The organism is Vulcanococcus sp. DEBay_Sum22DG08_74 (genome assembly GCF_017852955.1).
Lineage (GTDB): Bacteria > Cyanobacteriota > Cyanobacteriia > PCC-6307 > Cyanobiaceae > Vulcanococcus.
The window spans coordinates 1-3280 of sequence record NZ_JAFMKL010000149.1 but is presented as its reverse complement, the minus strand read 5'-3'; the positions used below and the strand labels follow the sequence as shown (position 1 = coordinate 3280).

General features: G+C 55.9%; 2 protein-coding genes. One reads left to right on the top strand and one right to left on the bottom strand.

The annotated features are described in order from the left end of the window. Positions 1 to 223 precede the first annotated feature (223 nt). Positions 224 to 2638: an AAA family ATPase gene (locus QZ184_RS10885; protein WP_296419617.1), complete on the bottom strand. Its 2415-nt coding sequence runs from the start codon at positions 2636 to 2638 to the stop codon at positions 224 to 226. Between the two features lie 139 nt (positions 2639 to 2777). On the opposite strand from QZ184_RS10885, the gene QZ184_RS10880 reads away from it, so the two are divergent. Beyond that, the coding region (locus QZ184_RS10880) for a hypothetical protein (protein ID WP_296419615.1) at positions 2778 to 3280 on the top strand (503 nt) is incomplete at its 3' end.

The window sequence follows — 3280 nt, the reverse complement described above, 5'->3', positions numbered from 1 at the left end:
ATCTGGTACTCCTCGATCTCGTAGGGCATGCCCTTGCGATACCAGGAGATACGGATGATGGCGAAGAGGTCGTAGGGGATGTCGCCGACGTTGTAACAGAACACAGGCCGCCTGGGCCGCTTCGGTGTGGGTGGTTCGGACTTGGCCACGGGTTTCCTCCAAAACAGCCAGGCGCCTGCACGAAGCAGCGCTAGGAAAAAGTTAGGCGTGTGGAAGTGTCCCATCAGTCCCAAAGCTCCGCTGCCTGTTCCATGAGCGCGTCCAAGGCCTCCGGAGAACGCTCTTCCCTTGGGGATACCTCCAAAAGGTGTCCAGCTGGGGCAGATCCACTGGTATCACTGGGAAGTACAGCTGGACAGGGGGGTGTTGTGTCCAGGTGGGTGTCCAGCTGCTCGGAACCAGCTGGACACGAGCTGGACACCTCAAAGGGTTGTCCAGCTGTACTTTCCAGTCCCTGACTGGGTTTTGTCCCAGCTGGACAGGTATTTAGGGGCTTTTCACGCGAGACCAAAGCTTGGTAAGCAGGCAGTGGAGAACCGCCTTTTTTACTGGGACGTGTTTCAGCTACCTGAATCAGCCCACGAGACACCAAACGCTGGGTCGCTTTGGTGATTCCGGAGGTGCTGCCACCACACAGCGGATCAGCAGCAAGCTCAGCCCGCGTCAGAGAGCGTGGGAAAGCCGCCCTAATGCGCTGGAGCACCCGATCCACTACAGAGGCCGGGCTGGCGTCTCCAGCGTCCGTATCGACGTAATCCGTAAGGGAGAAGGTGAGGTCGTTTTCGAGCTTCATGAGCAGCCTGCTGCCATCCCGCCCTGCCCTGGACTTCTCAACGGTGATCAGACGGGCATTGGAGCCTGTCTGAGCCACCTGCTGGGGCGAAGGCCTACGAAGCCCCCAGACCTCATCCACAGCGTCCCTGATGGCCGTAGAGCCACGGAAACCGCCCGTCTTGTTGGCATGGTGAATCAACAGGATGGTGCAGGCCGGGAAAAGGCGCCCATTGTTGTTTGCCAGCCAGTAGATGGGACTCGCAAATTCCTTTTTGTTTTCATCAAAGGCCGATCCCCTGCTGCAACCAGTGATCGAGTCGATGATCACCAGCTTGGGGCGATGCTTCTCGATCAGCTTGGTGAAGCGGTAGTACCAGTTGAGATCCCAACCCATCACAACGGTGACTGGATCAGAAGGCCGAAACTCCAGATCGCGAAGCTGCTGCTGAACCTGCACTTCGCTTTGATCGCCGTTGAGGATCAAGACAGGCCCCGCCTCAACTGGAACGAGATCACCCCGCACTGAGAAGGGCATTCCTCGTGCCACATGCTTGGCAAGCGTCCATGCCGACATGGATTTGCCATCACCACCAGCGCCGTGAATCATCACGGTGCCAGGACATGGCAGCAAATCCGGAATCAGATACTCAAACTTCAAATCTTTTTCAAGCAAACGGTTCAAAGTCATTTCATCGTCCTGATGCTCGAACTGCATCTGAGCGATCAGCAGCCGCTCCAGTGCTCCAGCGTCACGGTATCCAGCCTCCAAAGCCAAGACATTCATGGCGTGAGCTGCCTCAGCCGGGTTCTGGATCTCTTGAATCGCCTTAGCCCGCTTGATCACCTCGGCGTAAGTGATTACGACTTGCCGAATGCGTGTGACGTTATCGGCCTCAGCATCCGCCACAACCTTCCTGAGATCCTCAGAAAGCCACAACCGCCCCGGCAGCTGCTGGTCCGCCATCCAGAACAGAGTCCCAAGGCTTACCGGCCCCTTCCGAAAACTGTTCCAAACCTCTTCACAAGGATTGGAACTAGCCCACTCTTGGCTGTACTCAGGATCCTCAGCAGACCACGCCGACCACAAAGTCAGACCAAGGTCAGTAGGAAGCTCCGAGTGGATTGCCATGCCCACCTTTACCCAGTGATCCCGGCTACCAGCGCCTTGCCCTGGAATCACGCGCAAAGCGGACTGAACAATTTCAGCAACCTCCGCTGGCTCTCTATCCGAGAAATCCAAAGCCTTACGGTTTTTGATAAAACCACCGTCCTGAACTTCACGGCCAGCTGCATCACGCATCTCGGCCAACAGCCATTCAGGGGCTACTGGAACATTCTCAATATCCCCCTCAAAGCCATAACTACCCTCCGGAGCTTTACCATCACTAGATCCCGGATAAGCACCATAAAGAAGACCCTGACGACCCCAGAGAACTTCATAACCTGCGCCTGTATCAGATAGACCGAACCCCTTTACAGAGCCCCAAAGATACTCAGGAACAAGAAACAAATACTTCGCAGCATTTGCCTTTGTAGAAGTAATAACTGGAGCACCATCAAGTGAATCGCCCCACTTCTTTTTCAGCTTGGAGAGGTTGCGATCAACATCAAGAATCACGAGACCAGAACTGCGAGCCCCGGTAAAAACACCAACAGCCTGAAATAGCTCGGGCTTCCTCTCGATTTGGAGCGCCACATCAGACGGCGCCATGACCGTGTGGTGGCTGCGCTCTAGGGGAGTTTTGCCCTTAGAAATCTTTCCAGACTGGATCGCAGTACCCTTTGCATAGATGGGTGCATAAGCAAAACCAACCGGCAGCTGGCGCACAAAGTCCAGCAGCTCTTGTGTCTTGTTCTGTGACACGTTAGACTCCTATCGGGATTGACATGTCGCCCCAGAACCCTTGCAGCTGGGGCGTTTTCCCATGGTAGGCATCCCGTCAAGATGGTGTTAGTGTGTAAGCCGTTGCCCTAGGGCGACCACACCAAGCACGCTTCTCACAATGGGATTTCTCTCAAAGCAAGCATCAGCAAATGTCAATAGCGGCGGCACCGGCGGCGGCTATCTCAATCCATCAAAACTGACAGACGGCGGCAGCGTCCGCTTCGCACTCCTCAGCGAAGAACCCCTTGAGTTCTACGAGTCCTGGGGCACCTCACCCGAAGGCCAGTCCAAGCCCTTCCGCTTTGACTACGAGCCCACCTACGTGGACATCAAGGCCGAGATGGGTGAGTTCGAGCCCCGCGAAGGCCGTGGCGGCCCCGGCAGTGCAGACGTGAAGTTCGCAGTGGCAGTCCCGGTCTACAACTACGACTCGGGCAGCGTGCAGGTCTTCTCCGTCACGCAGAAGTCAATCATGAAAGAGCTTGACTCGATCTCCCAAATGGAAGATTTCGAGAACATGCTTGAGATCGACTTCCAGCTGAGCAAAAAGGGCTCGGGCCTGCTGACTGAGTACACCTTGCGCCCTGTACCCCGCAAGAAAGGCGCCCAAGAGCACATCGA